Annotated in this window: 16 protein-coding genes; 10 read left to right on the top strand and 6 right to left on the bottom strand. The window is 61.3% G+C overall.

The genetic code is table 11. The annotated features are described in order from the left end of the window. Positions 1 to 87 precede the first annotated feature (87 nt). Both I8E17_RS01885 and I8E17_RS01880 read left to right on the top strand, forming a co-directional pair. A complete protein-coding gene (locus I8E17_RS01885) occupies positions 88 to 759 on the top strand; it encodes a porin family protein (protein ID WP_069612377.1) in 672 nt (223 codons plus the stop codon). 75 nt (positions 760 to 834) lie between these two features. Further along, positions 835 to 1,182, top strand: coding sequence for a hypothetical protein (locus I8E17_RS01880; RefSeq protein WP_069612376.1), 348 nt, complete (start codon positions 835 to 837; stop codon positions 1,180 to 1,182). A 48-nt stretch (positions 1,183 to 1,230) separates the two neighbouring features. On the opposite strand, the gene glcF is transcribed toward I8E17_RS01880, so the two are convergent. The 3 genes from glcF to I8E17_RS01865 form a co-directional block, all read right to left on the bottom strand. Continuing rightward, a complete protein-coding gene (glcF, locus tag I8E17_RS01875) occupies positions 1,231 to 2,550 on the bottom strand; it encodes a glycolate oxidase subunit GlcF (protein WP_069612375.1) in 1,320 nt (439 codons plus the stop codon). A 233-nt stretch (positions 2,551 to 2,783) separates the two neighbouring features. Further along, positions 2,784 to 3,983 carry an FAD-binding protein gene (locus tag I8E17_RS01870; protein WP_113367237.1) on the bottom strand — a complete coding sequence of 400 codons (1,200 nt, stop codon included), beginning with the start codon at positions 3,981 to 3,983 and terminating at the stop codon, positions 2,784 to 2,786. After that, on the bottom strand, positions 3,980 to 5,419 hold the full coding sequence (locus I8E17_RS01865) for an FAD-linked oxidase C-terminal domain-containing protein (protein ID WP_069612373.1): 1,440 nt from the start codon (positions 5,417 to 5,419) through the stop codon (positions 3,980 to 3,982). Before I8E17_RS01865 ends, I8E17_RS01870 begins: the two co-directional genes overlap by 4 nt. Before the next feature lie 120 nt (positions 5,420 to 5,539). Here I8E17_RS01865 and I8E17_RS01860 point away from each other — a divergent pair, with 120 nt between their 5' ends. Both I8E17_RS01860 and I8E17_RS01855 read left to right on the top strand, forming a co-directional pair. Continuing rightward, positions 5,540 to 6,436: a LysR family transcriptional regulator gene (locus I8E17_RS01860; protein WP_069612372.1), complete on the top strand. Its 897-nt coding sequence runs from the start codon at positions 5,540 to 5,542 to the stop codon at positions 6,434 to 6,436. Positions 6,437 to 6,464: 28 nt separating this feature from the next. Then, positions 6,465 to 7,028, top strand: coding sequence for an O-acetyl-ADP-ribose deacetylase (locus I8E17_RS01855; RefSeq protein WP_069612371.1), 564 nt, complete (start codon positions 6,465 to 6,467; stop codon positions 7,026 to 7,028). 3 nt (positions 7,029 to 7,031) lie between these two features. Here I8E17_RS01855 and I8E17_RS01850 read toward each other — a convergent pair whose 3' ends face one another. Together I8E17_RS01850 and I8E17_RS01845 are read right to left on the bottom strand one after the other, a co-directional pair. Next, positions 7,032 to 8,195, bottom strand: a complete 1,164-nt coding sequence (locus tag I8E17_RS01850; RefSeq protein ID WP_069612370.1) for an adenosylhomocysteinase — start codon at positions 8,193 to 8,195, stop codon at positions 7,032 to 7,034. A 126-nt stretch (positions 8,196 to 8,321) separates the two neighbouring features. Next, positions 8,322 to 9,230 (bottom strand): LysR substrate-binding domain-containing protein, encoded by a 909-nt coding sequence (locus I8E17_RS01845; RefSeq protein ID WP_069612453.1) that lies wholly within the window; start codon positions 9,228 to 9,230, stop codon positions 8,322 to 8,324. Between the two features lie 262 nt (positions 9,231 to 9,492). On the opposite strand from I8E17_RS01845, the gene I8E17_RS01840 reads away from it, so the two are divergent. The 3 genes from I8E17_RS01840 (at position 9,493) to I8E17_RS01830 (ending at position 12,431) form a co-directional block, all read left to right on the top strand. Next, positions 9,493 to 9,990 (top strand): NUDIX hydrolase, encoded by a 498-nt coding sequence (locus I8E17_RS01840; RefSeq protein ID WP_113367238.1) that lies wholly within the window; start codon positions 9,493 to 9,495, stop codon positions 9,988 to 9,990. 96 nt (positions 9,991 to 10,086) lie between these two features. Continuing rightward, positions 10,087 to 11,622 (top strand): inorganic phosphate transporter, encoded by a 1,536-nt coding sequence (locus tag I8E17_RS01835; protein ID WP_069612369.1) that lies wholly within the window; start codon positions 10,087 to 10,089, stop codon positions 11,620 to 11,622. A 71-nt stretch (positions 11,623 to 11,693) separates the two neighbouring features. After that, entirely contained in the window at positions 11,694 to 12,431 is a 738-nt protein-coding gene (locus I8E17_RS01830) for a 16S rRNA (uracil(1498)-N(3))-methyltransferase (protein WP_069612368.1), read from the top strand. 4 nt (positions 12,432 to 12,435) lie between these two features. Here the strand turns inward: I8E17_RS01830 and I8E17_RS01825 are convergent, their stop codons facing one another. After that, complete coding sequence (locus I8E17_RS01825) at positions 12,436 to 13,050, bottom strand: LysE family translocator (RefSeq protein WP_069612367.1); 615 nt, start codon at positions 13,048 to 13,050, stop codon at positions 12,436 to 12,438. Positions 13,051 to 13,293: 243 nt separating this feature from the next. Between I8E17_RS01825 and I8E17_RS01820 the strand changes: the two genes are divergently transcribed. The 3 genes from I8E17_RS01820 (at position 13,294) to I8E17_RS01810 (ending at position 16,676) form a co-directional block, all read left to right on the top strand. Further along, positions 13,294 to 14,667 carry a glutamate--cysteine ligase gene (locus I8E17_RS01820; protein WP_069612366.1) on the top strand — a complete coding sequence of 458 codons (1,374 nt, stop codon included), beginning with the start codon at positions 13,294 to 13,296 and terminating at the stop codon, positions 14,665 to 14,667. Between the two features lie 134 nt (positions 14,668 to 14,801). Further along, complete coding sequence (locus I8E17_RS01815) at positions 14,802 to 15,671, top strand: DUF937 domain-containing protein (RefSeq protein WP_069612365.1); 870 nt, start codon at positions 14,802 to 14,804, stop codon at positions 15,669 to 15,671. Between the two features lie 126 nt (positions 15,672 to 15,797). Further along, complete coding sequence (locus tag I8E17_RS01810) at positions 15,798 to 16,676, top strand: aldo/keto reductase family oxidoreductase (protein WP_069612364.1); 879 nt, start codon at positions 15,798 to 15,800, stop codon at positions 16,674 to 16,676. The last annotated feature ends 4 nt before the right edge of the window (positions 16,677 to 16,680 follow it).

Raw genomic sequence — 16,680 nt, 5'->3', positions numbered from 1 at the left:
TAAGCCGTACTTGCCTACCCATGACTGCAATAGAAGTGTCATGGAAGCGCGTTTAGATGGCGGCACTTTGGCATTCGGGGATTTCATATGCATCGTGCATTTCGCATCAAGCAGCCGGCATTCGCCGCGCTTGCAACTTCCGCATTCATATTTGCCGCAAGCTCTGCCTCGGCAGAGATGCAATTCTCCGCATATGGCGGCATCCAGGGCGCGACGGGCAGCAATGTGACCACGTCGGACGGCGCCGATTTCGACCCGAACTGGTCGGGCAAATCCTTCAAGATGCCGCCCTATTTCGGCTTCCGCGGCATCTGGTGGCTTGACCAGTTCGACAAGCCGAACTGGGGCGTGTCGCTCGATTATACCCATGCGAAGGTCTACGGCGATCTCGGTAATACGCCCGGCTGGTCTCATTTCGAGTTCACCGACGGCCTGAACATGTTGACGCTGAACGCGCTCTATCGCTTCCAGGACCCTACCCGCAACTGGACGCCCTATGTCGGCCTCGGCGCCGGCATCAACGTGCCGCATGTCGAAGTCACGCGCGCTTCCGGTACGACTTTCGACTACCAGTTCGGCGGCGCTTCGCTGCAGGCGCAGGCGGGCGTCAGCTACCAGTTCGCCAAACACTGGTCGACCTTTGTCGAATACAAGGGCAACTACAACTTCGTGAACAACGTCTCTATCGATAGCGGCGACACGCTGAAGACCCGGGTCTTTACGCACGCCCTCAACTTCGGCGTTTCGTTCAACTTCTGACGTTGCCCAGGCTGAAGTCGCAATCGATCCCTCAAGCCGGTTCAGGCTTGGGGGATCTTGTGCTATGTTTCAGCCATGAGCTTTTTCTACTACCGATGTGACTGGATCCATCCGGAAAGCGAGGAGCCAGTCATCGTTTATTATGAAGTCGATGTCGCCGGCGATGTTCCGCGACTGATCGACGTGTTCGCGGACGGCCGCCGGCATTGTATGTCGGTTGCTGACTATGCTGCATTTGGCCGTGAGAGGCCGCGGCTCACCAGCCTTGTGGAAGGCTCGTTCTATGACGGCATCGCCGGCCTGGTGGATGGCCTCTTCTTCGAGGAAGGGCAGGATCGCATCAGCATGACGCAGATTGCCGCCGACCGGTTCGAGGTCGAATGGCAGGCTCATCGCCTGCCCACGCCGGACAAGCTGCATTAGTACGCAATTCCGGACGGAAAATAGCTCTGCACTTTTCCTGGAATTGCTCTAAGCCGCCGCCGGCTGCAGGCCCTTCAGTTTCGCCGGCATCTCCCCGCCATAGGCCCAATCCAGCAATTCCACCGTATGCAGGATGGGAATGCCGGTTCCGGTGGCGATCTGGGTGATGCAGCCGATGTTGCCCGTTGCGATGATATCGGCTTTCGTCGCTTCGATGTTCCTGACCTTGCGTGCCTTCAGCTCGGCCGAAATTTCCGGCTGCATGATGTTGTAGGTGCCGGCCGAGCCGCAACAAAGATGTCCCTCCGCCGGGTCGCGCACCGTGAAGCCGGCCGCCTTCAAAAGCAGCTTCGGCGCCATTGTGATCTTCTGCCCATGCTGCATAGAGCAGGCGGAATGATAGGCGACCGCGATGCCGCGCGGCATATGTGACGGAAGGTCGAGACTTGCGAGATATTCCGTGACGTCCTTGGCAAGCGCCGAGACCCTTGCCGCCTTGTCTGCATAGGCCGGATCGAGGCGCAGCATATGACCATAATCCTTGATCGTCGTGCCGCAGCCTGAGGCGGTGACGATGATGGCATCAAGCCCTCCGGCCTCGATCTCGCGCAGCCACACATCGACATTGGCGCGGGCGGCGGCGAGCGCCTGTTCCTCGCGGCCCATGTGATGAACCAGCGAACCGCAGCACACTTCCCCCTCCGGCACGACGACCTCGACACCGAGGCGCGTCAGCAGGCGGATGGTGGCTGCGTTGATTTCGGGATCGAGCACCGGCTGGGCGCAGCCGGTCAGGATCGCCACACGACCGCGCCGTTCAGCCTGCGGTTCGTAGCGGGCGGGCTTGGCAAAGGTAGATGGCGCCGGGATGCTGCGCGGCGCAAGATCGAGCATGGCGGCGAAAGCCTTCAATGCTGGAACGCGCTTCAACAGCCCCTTGAACGGTCGGCCGAAATTCGCCAGCTGCAGGGCCAGCCGGAAGCGGCGGGGATAGGGCAAAACAGCGGCCAGCACATTGCGGGTCAGCCGGTCCATCAGCGGACGTTTGTAGGTATTCTCGACATGGACGCGCGCATGATCGATCAGGTGCATGTAATCGACGCCGGAGGGGCAGGTCGTGGTGCAGGCAAGGCAGGAAAGGCAGCGGTCGATATGCGTCACCACTTCGGCATCGGCCGGCCGGCCGTTTTCCAGCATGTCCTTGATGAGATAGATGCGGCCGCGCGGGCTGTCGAGCTCATTGCCGAGCGTCACGTAGGTCGGACAGGTGGCGGTGCAGAAGCCGCAATGCACGCATTTGCGCAGGATCGCCTCGGATTCGGCCACATGCGGATCGGCAAGCTGTTCGGGCGTGAAATTGGTTTGCATCGGACTCCCCTACTTTCTCACCGAAAGAGAGAGTGTTGCGCGCGGCGTCACCCAAAGCCCCCTCATCCGCCCTGTCGGGCACCTTCTCCCCAAGGGGAGAAGGGCGTAAGGGCGCCATGACCCTCCACTTTCGAACCCGACCATCGAAAGGCAACGCAACGCTGGGTCATCCCCTCTCCCCCGCGGGGAGAGGGTTAGGGTGAGGGGGTCACCAGCCAAAGACTCCATCCGCATCACCCCATCTTCCCCGGATTGAAAATCCCCGCCGGATCGAATTTTTCCTTCACGCGCGCCGAAAGCAGCGCCACCGCTTCGGGCTGCGGCTGGAACGAAGCTGTCGTCGCGCGGTGGGCCGGGGTGGCGCGCATCAAGGTGGCATGCCCACCGCCTAAAGCATGAATGTAGCGCCTGAGCATATCGCCTTCGGGTTCTGCTTCCATGCGCATCCAGACAAGACCACCCTGCCAGTCATAATAGGCATCCACGCCCTCTTCCAGGCGAAGTGCCGCGACGAGCTGGTGGCCGATGCTGGGTGCCACGGACACACGCCAAACGGGGCGCGTCGTACCATCCGCATAGGGCTTTACATCGCGGATCTCGCGCCAGAGCCTGCGGCTGTCGTCTTCTGCAAGGCGCTTCACCGATCCGAGCCGGCCCATGGCAGCCGCAAGCTTTTCACTCCGGACCGAGACGGAGCCCGGAAGACCCTCAATGCGCAGCACGGTCGCTTCCCCTTGCGGCAGCTTGCCGTCGAGAAAGGACCAGGCTACGCTCAGCGGCAGATGGGCGGCACCCGATACCTCGAGCGGCAGAGCCATGGCCGCGGCCATGGCATTGGCGGCTTCCGCATCGTTGAGGCCGGAGAGGACGATCGTTTCCTCCGTCTTCGCCTTTGGCGGCACGCGGAACGTCACTTCGGTCAGAAGGCCGAGCGTGCCGTGCGAACCGGCCATCAGCTTGACGAGATCGAGGCCGGTGACATTCTTCATCACCCTCCCGCCGGCCTTGACGATCTCACCCTTGCCATTGACGAAGCGGACGCCGAGCAGGCTGTCGCGCGCGGCACCGCTGACGAAACGGCGCGGCCCGGAGACATTGGCCGCGAAAATGCCGCCGATCGTCGGCTCGCCTTCGGTCGCCATCAGTGGCCTGTGATCCATGGGCTCGAAGGCCATCATCTGGCCGGCCTCGGCAAGAGCGGCCTCGATCTCCGCGGCCGGGGTGCCGGCACGGGCCGTCATTACCATCTCACCAGGATTGTAGGCGACGATGCCAGTCAGGCTACGTGACGAGAGCACCGCTTCGGACGCGACCGCATTGCCGAAGCCGGATCGCGTATCGCCACCGACGATCGCCAAAGCCGCGCCGCGTGCCGTATGATCGCCGATAATCGAGGCGGCTTCCTCCTCGGTCCTGGGATGAAATACGGTCATGCAGCGTTGCGTCCGTCGAGCGGGAAGACCTTGGAAGGATTGAGGATCCAGCCGGGATCGAAGGCCGCGCGGACCGACATCATCTGGGCGAGATCGACATCGGCATATTGGTGGCGCATCAGGTCGCGCTTCTCGATGCCCACACCATGCTCGCCGGTGAGGCAACCGCCGGCATCGACGCAGAGCCGCAGGATATCGTTGCCAGCCGCTTCCGCCTTGGCTGCCTCATCGGGGTCATTGGCATTGAAGAGGATCAGCGGATGCATGTTGCCATCGCCAGCGTGGAAAACATTGGCGACGCGCAGACCGTAGCCGTCGACGATCTCGCTTGTCTTCTTGAGTACATAAGAGAGCTGGCTGAGCGGCACGGTGCCGTCCATGCAGATATAGTCGGCAATGCGGCCGGTGGCACCGAAGGCGGATTTCCGGCCTTTCCAGATCAACGCCGCCTCGGTTGCCGACTGGCATTCGCGCACGGTCTTGACCTTGTGGGTGCGGGCAATGGCGACGATGCTGGCAAGCATATCGTCCATCTCCGCCTCGGAGCCCTCCACCTCGACGATCAAGAGAGCCTCAACATCAAGCGGATAACCGGCTTTGGCGAAGGCTTCGCAGATTTCGATTGCCGGCTTGTCCATGAACTCGATCGCGACGGGCACGATGCCGGCGGCGATGACATCGGCGACACATGCGCCGGCCTCCTCGGAACTGTCGAAGCCGAAGAGCACCGGCCGGGCGCCTTCCGGCTTGGCGATGAGCCGCACCGTCGCCTCTGTGACAATGCCGAGCTGGCCTTCGGAACCGCAGACAAGGCCGAGCAGATCGTAGCCGGCCGCATCCAGCGCCTTGCCGCCGAGATCGATGACGGTGCCGTCGGTCAACACCAGCTTGACGCCGAGCAGATTGTTCGTCGTGACGCCGTATTTCAGACAGTGGGCGCCGCCGGAATTCATGCCGATATTGCCGCCGATGGTGCAGGCGAGCTGCGAGCTCGGGTCGGGCGCATAGAAGAAGCCGTCGGCCGAGACGCTTTCGGAGACGTGCAGGTTCGTCACCCCTGCCTGTACCGTCGCGGTGCGATTGGCATAATCGATATCGAGGATGCGGTTCATCTTGGAGAGGCCGAGGACGACGGCATCCTCCTGCGGTATCGCGCCGCCGGAGAGCGATGTGCCGGCACCACGCGGCACGACGGGAATTCCGTAGCGGTGACAATATTTCATGACGGCCGCCACTTCCGCCGTCGAGCGTGGCAAGGCGACGGCGAGCGGCAGGCGGCGATAGGACACGAACGCATCGGTTTCGAAGGGCACGAGCTCGCGCTGCTCGTGGATCAGGCATTCCGGCGCGAGAAGATCCGCGAGGTCGGCAACGATCGCGCTGCGGCGGGCCAGAACATCCGCACGCGGCTCCAGAAATGAAATGGCCTCGGCCATGCCGTCCTCCTTCTGCATCCCATTACGGACACAGCCCCTTTTAGCGCATTACAGGCTTAGCGCTTTCCCAAGTTTGGAGCAAATGATAAGCACTTATTCCAAAACAGGAAATAATTCTGCATGACCAATTTAGGGGATCTCGAAATCTTTGCGAGTGTCGTGGCGACCGGCAGCATGTCCTTGACCGGCCGCGCGCTCGGTTTCTCGCCCGCCGTCATTTCCAAGCGCATCAAGCGCCTGGAAGACAGGCTCGGCACGCGGCTTCTGCAGCGCACCACGCGGCAGATTTCGCTGACGGAAGCGGGTCAGGGTTTCTACGATCGGGTGCTTGCCATTCTTGCCGGGCTGGAAGAAGCGGAAGCCTATATTGCCGGGCGCTCTTCGCAGATGCACGGCACCCTGAAAATCTCCGCTCCGACATCCTTCGGCCGGATGCACATCGCACCGCATCTGAAATCCTTCATGCAGGCCCATCCCGAACTGGCGCTCAATCTGGTGCTCAGCGACGAATTCGTCGATATCGTCGGCGGCGGCTTCGATCTTGCCATCCGCATTGCCGAGCTCACGGATTCCAGTCTCGTCGCGCGCAGGCTCGCGCCGGTGCGCCGCGTGCTTTGCGCCTCCCCTGCCTATATCGAGGCCCATGGCATGCCCGAGGATATCGACGATCTGCGCCGGCATATCTGCCTACCTGCGCACAATCTCGATCCGTGGCGGCTGGAGGGACCGAAAGGCAGCCTGATCTTCCGCCCCGAAGGCAGGCTCATCACCAATTCCAGCGAGGTCGTGCGCGAAGCCGTCATTGCCGGCCTCGGCATTGCGCTGCGTTCCACCTGGGATATCGGGCCGGAATTGCGGGACGGCTGCCTCGTTCAGGTGCTGCCGGCCTATGAAGGCTCGCACAATGTGACGCTCTCGGCCGTTTATCCCAGCCGGCAGTTCCTGCCGGCGAAAGTGCGCGTCTTCATCGACTTTCTGGCGGAACTTTACGGCCCTGTTCCCTATTGGGAGCGATGAGCACCCTTTATAGGATCGAGGAGACATCATGTCCGCGCCCGAGAGCATCCGTTCCGATCTTGATCTCAACTCGAAGACACGCCTTACCGTGATGCTTGGCGATATCACCAGGCTTTCGGTCGATGCCATCGTCAATGCGGCCAATAGTAGCCTGCTCGGCGGCGGTGGCGTGGACGGGGCGATCCATCGCGCCGCCGGGCCGGATCTCCTGGCGGAATGCCGGACGCTGAACGGCTGCAAGACCGGCCAGGCAAAGATGACCGGCGGATATCGCCTGCCTGCAACGCATGTGATCCATACGGTCGGCCCCGTCTGGAATGGCGGAAACCATGGCGAAGAGAAGCTGCTTGCCGACTGCTATCGCAACAGCCTCAACCTTGCCCGGCAACACGATCTGAAGACCATCGCCTTTCCTGCCATTTCCACCGGCGTCTATCGCTTTCCCGCCGAGCCGGCGGCGGCGATCGCGATCCGCGCTACCCTTGCCGAAAGCGAGGATGGTGCCTTCGATGAGATCATTTTCTGCTGCTTCGGCGGCGAAATGGCGGCACTCTACGACCGATTGCTGCCGCAGGCGCTGTCCGGAGCCTGATGCCTATCGCGCCAGGTTGAGATAGGCGGAAGCGACCAGGGCATCGATGTCAGTGGGAACGGGGATGACGCAGGCTTCCTTGCCGAGGCTGCCCCTGGCGACCCGCTCCAGGCATCGCGCCTGCAGGGCAAAGCCGAGATCCATGGATTCGACAGTATTCCCCAGCGGACGCGGGCCGGCCAGATTGGCCATGTGGCCGCCGCCGAGAATGTGGAAGGCACGGCCATCTCGCATGCGGACGGTCTCGATCTGCTCAGCTTCGTAGCGATCGACGCCGATGACATCGGGACTGTCGCGGAAGCCTTCGACGTCGATCTCATGCGGGAAGTGGCCGCCGTTCATCAGGATCGCGCCGTCCTTGATCAAGGGCAGATCGGCAACCGTGATGATGTCTGGATAGCCTGTCACGGTGATCAGGATATCGGCAGAGCGGATCGCCGATTCACGCAGCGGCGTCGTGAAGCCGTCGAGATGTGCTTCAAGCGTCGTAACCGGATCGATATCGACGACGCTGACGGTGGCGAATGCGTTGCGGAAGCACGCCGCCGTGCCCTTGCCACAAGCGCCGTAGCCGAAGACGGTCACACATTTGCCATTGGTAGAGCGGTTGGTGAAGCGCAGATAGCTCTCGAACAGGCTTTGCCCGACAGCATGCCGGTTTTCGGCGAACTGCTTAATCGGGCTGTCGTTGATGACGAGGATCGGCATGTTGAGCTTGTCGCGCATCGGCATCAGCCGGGTGCGGCCGGATGTGGTTTCCTCGGTGCCGCCAAGCAGATTGGCATAGGGCCTGTCGGCCGCGCGAGCGAAGAGATCGCCGCCATTGTCGAGCAGCAGGTCCGGCTTTTCCGCCAGGATTGCGTCGAGGCTCGCACCATGCTCCTCCGCATCGCGGGTCTGTGTCGCAAAGACCTTGATGCCCTGAGCGCGCAGATAGTCCACCGTTTCCGGCTGGGTGCTGTTGAGATTGCCGGTGCAGACGAGATCCGCGCCGCCGGCACGCAGCGTCATCAGCAGCGCAACGGTCTTCGGCTCGAGGTGAATGCCGGTGCCGATTGTGAGGCCGGCAAAGGGTTTTGTGTCACGAAATTCCGCTGTTGTGGCCGCCAGCAGACGGCAGCTGCGCGCCACCCAGTCGATACGCGAAAGAGAAGAAGGCTGATCCATGATGCGCTCCTGCCGGTTGGTTCGATGCCGCGATCTGGCATGATCGCAAAGGAGGTGTCGATGGACATTGCATTGCGTTGCATGGCAGAAAATCTGCCATGTGAAGCGTCTTTCTTTGATGCTGTGCTAAGCCGGTGCGGCCCCCGCCTCGCTTAGCCAATCCGCCAATCGTACCAACGCCGGCTCCTTCACATCGCTGCTGCGAATGCTGAGGCTATAGCCCGCCGGCCTACGGATGAAGCCGAATGGCGCGACCAAAGTACCGCGATCGAAATCCTCGCCAATGGCGGTGCGCGGGGCGATGGCGACCCCGAGGCCCGAGCGGGCGGCGCCGATCGCAAGCAGCAGGTCTTCGAATTCGCGATTGCCGGCAAAGCGGATGGGGACATGACCGCTTTCGGCAAACCAATCCTCCCACAGGGTTGGGGCGGAACGGCTTGCAAGGGCAACGGCTCCGGCAAGCGCAGGAACACCGTTGGCAAGTCCGAGGCGATCGGCGACATCGGGCGTTGCGATGGGACCGAACTCATCCTCCATGAAGCGGATAGCGGTGATATCTCGCATCGGCCGGTATTCGCCGCCCATGATGACCGCTTCCAGGTCGGGGCGCTTGACAAGCGGCTCGACTGTCGCCATCGGCACGATGTCGATGTCGATATCCTGAAGTGCCGTCTGAAGCGCGGCGACGCGCGGCATCAGCCACCAGACGGCAAAGGCCGAGGGAACGCCGAGCCGAATTGACCGCCGATCGCCAACGGAAAGTTCGGCGGAGGCCCGCGCGAGGATGCCAAAGGCGACGCCAACGGAATCCGCGAATGTCCTGCCCTTCGCCGTCAACACCAGCCTGCCATTCTCCCGATCGAACAGGGGTACGCCAAAATGTGCCTCCAGCAGGTTCAGCTGTTGCCTGATAGCCCCGCGCACGACGCCGAGCTCATCGGCTGCCTTCAGGATGCTGCCGCAGCGCGCAACCGCATCGAAGGCACGCAGCGCGTTCAAGGGCGGCAGGCGTCGAGGCGGGATGCGTTCGGACATAATAAGTTTTTCTTTCTTTCCAAAACGATAGCAGCCACATCCATGCGATTGCGCCATCTGCGGCACGAAAATGCTGTTGAATGTCGCTTTCAGCACAATCGCTGGCGAATATCAGAAGACAAATCTTTGCATTTTTCTCTACGCAACACTCAATAATTTTGTGGGGAAATACCATATAGCCTTATATGGAGCGCAAAATTTTTCCGCACCGTGATAATATAGATTCCAGCCTTCACTCCAACTCTCAAAGGTGAACCGACAATTGGCCTTTCTCAGCCGCATAGCAAATGATGTGCAACTCATGTTTCGGCGTCCGCCGCGACAACAATATGCTGCGCTTTGTTATCGGGTGAAAAAGAAAACCGGTCATCTTGAGATGTTGTTGCTGACCAGCCGCGACACCGGTCGCTGGGTCATCCCCAAGGGATGGCCTATGCCCGACAAGCTCTCCCATGAAGTTGCTGCTCGCGAAGCCTATGAAGAGGCAGGCGTGCGCGGCGTGGTGGAAACTGAGCCGCTCGGCTCGTTCGGCTACGACAAGGTGCTGAAGGACGGCATCCAGGTGCCATGCCGCGTACAGGTCTACGCTCTCGAAGTCAGCGAACTCGTCAAGAACTTCAAGGAAAAGGGCGAGCGCTCCATGGAGTGGGTCTCCTGCGAGGAAGCAGCCGAACGCGTTCGCGAACCGGAACTGCACGATCTCATTCTCGCCTTCGCGCGCCGGATGCCGGCCGCTCCGGTGGTTTCGCAGGCCGAATAAGCCACATTACTCACAAAAAACTGTGCCAGTATGCTTGGTGGATATTGCGCGCCTTATCGGTCAGCGCAATACGAGAGTTTTGATTCAGAGAATTGCATGCCCGACCGACCGGCCACACCTGTAAAAAGGACGCTCGACAAGGACCTCGACAAATTCACCTATGTCGAGGACGCGACGCATCACGTCACGAGGCGTCTGGTGGCGCCGGGTATCGGCCTGATCTTCCTCGGTCTCGCCATGGTCTTCGCCGGCATCTACGTTTTCAACCAGCCGCGCGCGACGCTGATCTTTGCCGCCGTAGCCCTTGCCGGCTACATGGCCATGAACATCGGCGCGAAGGACGTCGCCAACAATGTCGGCGCGGCGGTCGGTGCGCGCGCGATCACCATGACGCAGGCCCTCATCATGGCCGCCATCTTCGAGATCCTCGGCGCGACGATTGCCGGCGGCCCCGTCATCAACACGATCTCGACCCATATCGTCGATACCAATCGCATCGTCAGCATCGGCAAACTTGCCTGGCTGATGATGGCGGCCCTGCTTGCCGCGGCACTCTGGATCAATTTCGCCACCTGGCTGAAAGCCCCCGTCTCGACTACCCATACGATCGTCGGCGCCGTCGTGGGTGCAGGCTTTGCCGCTGTCGGCCCGGAACTCGTGAACTGGAACACGCTGGCGGCCATCTCGGCCGGCTGGGTGATAACACCCTTTCTTGGCGGCACCATCGCGGCCAGCATCCTCTACTTCATAGAGACCTTCATCATCTATCGCGACGACAAGATTGCCGCCGCCAGATATTGGATTCCGATCCTGATCGGACTGATGGCCGGCTCCTTCTCGGGTTATCTCGTGGTCCAGCTCGAACCCAAAGGTACGATACCCAATATCCTCAATCTTGCGATCGGCCTCTGTGTCGGCATCATCGCGTGGCTCGGCGCATGGCCGCTTGTGGCGGCGCAATCGGTGGGATTGGAAAACAAGAACAGCTCGTTGCGCAAGCTTTTCCGACTGCCGCTGATCTGTTCGGCAGCCCTGATGTCCTTTGCGCATGGCGCCAACGACGTCGCCAACGCCATCGGCCCGCTCGCTGCGATCGTTCGCGATGTCGGGCTTGGCGGCTCGCTCACCGTGCTGGCCGAGACAACCACGCAGAAGGCGCCCTTCTGGGTCGTCATGATCGGCGGCTGCGGCATCTCCGTTGGCGTTCTGCTCTATGGGCCGCGACTCATCCGCCTGCTTGGCGAACAGATCACCAAACTCAATCCGATGCGTGCCTATTGCGTCGCCGTGTCTGCGGCCCTCACCGTCATCGTCGCCGCCTGGTTCGGTTTCCCCGTGAGCTCGACCCACATTACCGTTGGCGCGGTCTTCGGCATCGGCTTCTTTCGCGAGTGGTCCACCGTCCGTTCCAAGCGGCGATTTGATTATATGCGTAAAAAGGCCGAGGCGGCGGGCATACCCTGGAGCGAGCCGGAAGCCACCGATGAGCGCAATCCCGATGAGGTTCATCGTCGCCGGCTCGTGCGCCGCTCGCATTTCATGACCATCATCGCCGCCTGGGCGATCACCGTGCCGGTCGCTGCCCTGCTTGCCGCCGCCGTATATTGGGTTATGGTCGCGCTCTTCATTTAGAGCGGTTCGGCTTCTCGCCGGATCTTCGAGCCGCTCCATCTCAGTGTTCCAGTTGATTCCGGGGGTAATCCATGCGCGCCAATTTCCGCATGCAGCGGCTGTACGTGACGTCAGACATCAAGGCTGGTACCACCATCGAGGTTGACCAGGATCAGTTCAACTATCTCGCCAACGTGCTGCGCATGGAGGATGGTGCTGAACTTCTTGTCTTCAACGGCCGCGACGGGGAGTGGAAAGTCAGTGTCTCCTTCCCCACCCGCAAGCGCATCCTGCTGACGCCGGTCGAGGAGACACGCCCGCAGCCGCCCTCCTCCGACCTGCACTACCTTTTCGCGCCGCTGAAAGTCGGGCGACTGGATTATCTCGTGCAGAAGGCGGTCGAAATGGGCGCCGGCCTTTTGCAGCCGGTCATGACTCAGCATGTGCAGGGTAAGATCACCAACCTCGACAAGGTCAGGGCCAATGTCATCGAGGCGGCGGAGCAATGCGGCATCCTCGGCATTCCCGACGTGGCCGAACCTGTGAAGCTTGCCGATCTGCTCGCCCGCTGGCCGCGCGAACGCCGCATCATCTATTGCGACGAGGGCGATGCCGGCCAAAATCCGCTGCCGCTTTTGACGCAGGTAAAGGAGAAGCATCTGGCGCTGCTGGTCGGCCCCGAAGGCGGTTTTTCGGAAGAAGAGCGCTCCCTCTTGCGCAGCCTCGATTTCGTCACAGCCATTCCGCTTGGCCCGCGCATCCTGCGTGCCGATACGGCGGCTGTTGCCGCCATGGCGGTGATCCAGGCGGCGATCGGCGACTGGAACTGAGCCTTCACTCCAAGACGGCGGCGACGGTCGCAACGATCAGCAGCATCGCCAGCGAGATGTTGACGATCCGTGAGATCTTCGGATCTTGAAGGAAACGGGCTAGGGAAGCACCAGCGAGAAGCCAGACCATATGGATCGCGACGATCATGGCCGTGAGCAGCGCGATCTTGGCGGCGGCGTCGAGCAGCCTCTGATCCTGAAACAGGCTGACACCGGCAAAGACGGCGGCGATCGCGAGATAGGCCTTGGGATTGGCGACGGCCAGCAGGAACCCACCGGAAAAGGCAGGCGCCGCGACCTGATCGTCGCGGCGAGACAGCGGCGGCGCGGTGGCGATCTTGAAGGCGAGATAGAGGATATAGACGGCGGAAATCATCGTCAGCAGCAATGCGCCGTTTGGCACGGACAAGAGAAAGGCAACGACGCCGGCGGCAACGGCCAGCAAGACCGTCACGGTGCCTGCGATGAGACCGGAGACATAGGCCAGCGATCGCCGGAAACCATAGGCCGCGCCCATTGCGGTCGCGCTGATCGTGGACGGGCCTGGGCTGCCCATGATAACCACCGAAGCCAGCAGCAGTGTGAGTATGGAATAGTAAAGGGCGTTCGGGCCGTTCATCGATATGCTCCGCTTGATGTCAGTGGAAGCAAAACTATCGGCGTGAATAGCGAAACGTCTTGAACGCTTGTGCAAATATGCTTGTGCCTGCCATCGGTGTGATGCAGTTGCGAGACATAAAATCCTATTTTTTTGAACGACCCTTGAAAGAAATTCACTTGCACCGTACGTCAATCCGCGTCAATCACCCTCCTGTTGACCTGCGGCAGGCGCGGGTTCTTCTCCGAGATCTAAGGTAATACCATGGCGCGCGATACCACCGACCAGACCCCGCTCTCCTCGGTCTCGGAAATGACAGCGTATCTGGCTGCTGGCAACAAGCCGAAGGAGAAATTCCGCATCGGCACCGAGCATGAGAAATTCGTGTTCTTCCGCGCCGACAACAGCCCGGTCCCCTATTTCGGCGAGGCCAGCATCTCCGCGCTCTTGAAGGGGCTGCAGGCAAAGTGCGGCTGGGATCCGATCATGGACGGCGACAATATCATCGGGCTTGGCGAACCCTCGGGCATGGGCGCCATCTCGATCGAGCCGGGCGGGCAGTTCGAGCTTTCCGGCGCGCCGCTCGAAACCATTCACCAGACCTGCAAAGAATCGAATGCCCATCTAGCGACGGTGCGCGAAATCGCCGAGCCGATGGGCATCCGTTTCCTCGGCGTCGGCGGCAGCCCGAAATGGACGCTCGCCGAAACGCCGCGCATGCCGAAATCGCGCTACGAGATCATGACCCGCTACATGCCGAAGGTCGGCACCAAGGGTCTCGACATGATGTACCGCACCTGCACGATTCAGGTGAACCTGGACTTCTCGTCGGAAGCCGACATGCGCCGCAAGATGCGCGTGTCGATGAAGCTGCAGTCGCTGGCAACGGCGCTCTTTGCCTCCTCTCCCTTCACCGATGGCAAGCCGAACGGGCTTTCCTCCTGGCGCGGCGAAATCTGGAAGGATACCGACAATCGTCGCGGCGGCCTGCTCGATTTCACCTTCCGAGACGATTTCGGCTTCGAAGACTATGTGAAGTGGGCGCTCGACGTGCCCATGTATTTCGTCGTTCGCGACGGCCGCTATCACGACTGTACGCACGTCACCTTCCGCCAGTTCATGGACGGTGCGCTGAAGGGTGAGATCGCTGATTGGGAGCCGACGATGGGCGACTGGACGAACCATCTCTCGACGCTGTTCCCCGATGTCCGCCTCAAGCGCTTCCTTGAGATGCGCGGCGCGGACGGCGGCCCCTGGCGCCGCATCTGTGCGCTGCCGGCCTTCTGGGTCGGCCTGCTCTATGACGACGAGGCACTGACAGCCGCCGACGAGCTGACCAAGGACTGGAACTTCCAAGAGGTCAATGCGCTGCGGAACGTCGTACCGGCACAGGGCCTGAAGGCGGCGATCAAAGGCCATGGCCTCCTCGACATCGCTCGCGAAGTGGTCGGCATTTCCCGCCTTGGCCTGAAGAACCGCAATCGCTTGAATGGCGACGGGCAGGATGAAACCGTCTTCCTCGCACCGCTAGACGAAGTGCTCGCCAAGAAGGGCACGCTCGCCGACGATCTCTTGATGCTCTACAACGGCCGCTGGAACCAGTCGGTCGAGCCGATCTTCGAGGAATATCAGTACTGATAGGCGCTTATCTGCCGTCGCTGCCCGGCGACTTCACGGCAGAAACCGGTATGCGCCCTCCCTTTTCCGCTATACTATCGGAATCAAGCGCCGCCTGATTCCGAAGCGGCCTCATAGCGGGGAAAGGGACTTCGATGCTGCCACTCTTCGACATGATGATGCAGGCACAGAATGGCGCCGCCACGGAAGCCATGGCCAAGCAGTTCAATCTGGCGCAGGAGCAGGCGGCGAAGGCCATGGCCGCGCTGATGCCGGCCTTTTCCTCCGGCTTCAAGCGCAGCGCCACCGATCCCTATAATTTCGTCGGCGTGATGCGGGATATCTCGTCCGGCAATTATGCCAAATATTTCGAGGACATGACCAAGGCCTTTACGCCCGAGGGCATTGCCGACGGCAATGCCGTGCTCGGACGGCTGTTCGGCTCGAAGGACGTTTCTCGCGCGATCGCTGCCCAGGCCGCACAGATGACCGGCATCGGCCAGGAGATTTACAAGCGCATGCTGCCCGCCATGGCCGATACGCTGATGGGCGGTCTCTTCAAGGAAACCAGCGGCCAGATCCCGCAGATGGCCAATCCCTTCCTCAACACCGATATGGGCGAGATGATGCAGGGCTGGCTGCAGAGCATCGGCTTTGCGCCCAAGCAGCAGCCGACGCCGCAGGCGAGCATCTTCGACAATCCCTTCACCCAGGCGATGGAGCTGATGTTCGGCGCCGATTCGGTCAAGCGCGAGAAGCCGGCGCCGACCAATCCTTTCCTCGACAATCCCTTCGCCAAGGCGTTTCAGGACATGATGAAGAACTTCCCGATGCCGTCAGAGCCGCCGAAGGAAGAGCCGAAGGCCAAGCCCGCCGCCGCCGTCGACATGACGGCCTATACCGAGATGTTCAACGCCATGTTCGACAGCGGCCTCGAAGTGCAGAAGACCTATCAGAAAAACATGGAAGCGATCTTCGACAGCTATTTGAAGAGCGAGGACAAGCCTGCTCCGAAACAGAAGTGATGCTTGCCTACTCGCTTTCGATTCCTGCTCACTGTTCGCAATTCCGCACAGCCCGTACACATTGCACCCGGTTATCATACACTGCGACTGAGCCTATTTCTGCTTCATCTTGAAAAGGAGATAGCCATGTCCAGCATCGATCAATCCGGAAGCTTCGCTCTCGGCAACCTCAAGGTCAAACGGCTCGGCTACGGCGCCATGCAGCTTGCAGGGCCTGGCGTGTTCGGCCCGCCAAAAGACCACAAGACGGCGCTTGCGGTTCTGCGCGAGGCCATCAGCTTGGGCGTTGACCATATCGACACCAGCGACTTCTACGGACCGCATGTGACCAACCGGCTGATCCGGGAAGCGCTCCATCCCTATCGCGACGATCTCGTCATCGTCACAAAAATCGGCGCACGGCGCGGCGCGGATGCCTCCTGGCTCCCGGCCTTCTCCGCCGATGAGCTGAAGCAGGCGGTGCACGACAATCTAAACAATCTGGGGCTGGATGTACTCGACGTCGTCAATCTCCGCGTCATGATCAACCCGCATCATCCGACAGAGGGCTCCATCGAGGCTCCGCTGACCGCCCTTGCCGAGCTCAAGCGGCAGGGTCTGGTGCGCCATATCGGGCTGAGCAATGTCACGCGCAGCCAGATCGCCGAAGGCCGTAGGATTGCCGATATCGTCTGTGTCCAGAACCTCTACAATCTGGCTCAGCGCGCGGATGACGCGCTGGTCGATGAGCTTGAGCGCGACGGGATCGCCTATGTGCCCTTCTTCCCGCTCGGCGGCCTCACGCCGCTGCAGTCCTCAGCGCTTTCCGATGTCGCTGCCCGGCTGAACGCGACGCCCATGCAGGTGGCTCTTGCCTGGCTGCTGCAGCGCGCCCCCAATATCCTGCTCATTCCAGGTACGTCGTCGCTTACGCATCTCAGGGAGAACATCGCGGCGGCCGAGCTAAAGCTGCCGGAGGATGCGATCGCCGAACTCGATCGCATCGCCGGCGCCGGCCACGCCTGACGCG

Origin of the sequence: Rhizobium sp. AB2/73, assembly GCF_020871915.1 — a bacterium.
Classification (GTDB): domain Bacteria; phylum Pseudomonadota; class Alphaproteobacteria; order Rhizobiales; family Rhizobiaceae; genus Rhizobium; species Rhizobium dioscoreae.
The sequence above is the reverse complement of the archived record's forward strand: the minus strand, read 5'-3'. Positions and strand labels throughout refer to the sequence as shown.